Annotated in this window: 1 protein-coding gene; it reads right to left on the reverse strand. The window is 38.8% G+C overall.

Annotated elements, in window-relative coordinates; genetic code table 11:
• Window positions 1-1,669 (reverse strand): energy transducer TonB (locus ACEW8S_RS19080; RefSeq protein ID WP_373519697.1); only part of this gene is annotated, 1,669 nt, incomplete at both ends.

A 1,669-nucleotide genomic window follows, 5' to 3' on the forward strand; every position in this document is an offset into this window, starting at 1 on the left:
GGAGAAACCTGTCACAGTTCAGCCATCCCAAGCTGGTGGTTTTAAAAGCATAGCGGCTTAAATCGTACGAACCTATGCGGTTTGAGGTACTATCTGAAAGCAATTCGTTCTCAAAATCCTGTATGTCCATTCGCTCAGTTCCCAAATAAACCTGCTTCCTGGGAACTAACGTTATTATCTTTGATGTTGTTGGAATTTTAGTAGAATCCCAAACTTTGCGGAGTATATGGCCGCCTCTCGTAACCGAGTCCGATGCTAATTGTTTAAATCGACTTTCTGCAACTTCAAATAAAGATTTTCTGAGCATCACCTGTTTTTCGGATGCTTTTCCGAAAATTCTGATCAGGTTTTGCTTTTCAAATTCATTCCATGACTTTATGTAATTGGAATCAACTTCAAAATCGGCATCATGCATGACCTCTTGGATCTTTTCAACCTCGCCTCTCACAATAGTGACAATTGTATCCATAGGAATATCTCTGATATCTAGATTAAAGTTTCTAGTTGAATTCTGGCTAAAAACCGTTGCTTTGTCACCATCGATGCTAAAGAGAAACGGAAGTGAGTAAGGAACGGTTACGGCACGCCCTCTCTGTTTTCCAGGGATAAATTTGGGCATAGAGGAAATCACTCTGTTAGTTTCCTCCTCCAGCAACGGATGTGGTCCTCTCGAATTAACGTAAAGAATTTCACCGTTCTTATTGATCTTAAAAATGACGCTGATTCGTTGATTTCCCTCTAGTCGGAGACTTGCGGCAATGCCGAAATTAAAATTCTCGGAAATAAACTTACCAATTGCATCGGAGGTGCATTTCTTAGCCTCTTCTTTGGCAATCCCCTGACAACCCGGAAAACGAGGTATTTCTTCTATCACCGCAAATGGAACTTCTATATCTTCCTCCTTCTTTAGGTTTTGGATATTTTCGGTTTTATCTTCGGCAAGTATCCAGTTGGTTTTACCTTGTACCCAGTCTCCATGGAATAGCTTCATTCCATCATCTTCCTTGCGCCCAGCAAACAGAATATCTAGTGTGTTGCCTTGTTTTAATTCGAGTTTTTGATCATTTTGAAAAGCCTCTATAAACAACATGCCCCCGGTCTCCAGTTGTTCCCCGTTAGAAGTGGTTGAGAGTTTTGCTAATAATAAATCCGATAATTTATAATACTCCGAAACCTTAAAGTTGATTGATCCAGAAACTGGTACCCCAGAATTTTTAATTACAAACGAATTTTTTGGCACAAATATCCTTGTTCCTTCTTTACAGCCCAAAATTGTATCCCTTATTGTATTTAATATGAAGATTTGGGGGTCTTTTAAGATCTGAAATTTCTCATTCCTCCCAGCCATACCACTATCTGCAATCATTAAGTGTAGCGGATTTTTCGCGTTATTTTTCAAAGTACCGCTGATCGTATCCTCAAAGAATACTAAACTTTCTTCTTCTTTCGAGTTTTTCAATGTAACCGATTCTACGGGCGACCCTTCAAAATCATTTTGGGCTTTCGGTTTATTTTGAAAAAATACTATATAAATCACGATCGTTGCCAGTATTACTGCTGCTCCCATTGCAATAAGTTGTATTGCTTTAAAGGATTCGAATGAACTTTTCGCCTTACTTATTTCTTGCTTTAAGCCAGTCCTTTCAATACCCTTTAATAAAAGGCTATA

Source organism: Pricia sp. (assembly GCF_041745955.1).
Classification (GTDB): domain Bacteria; phylum Bacteroidota; class Bacteroidia; order Flavobacteriales; family Flavobacteriaceae; genus Pricia.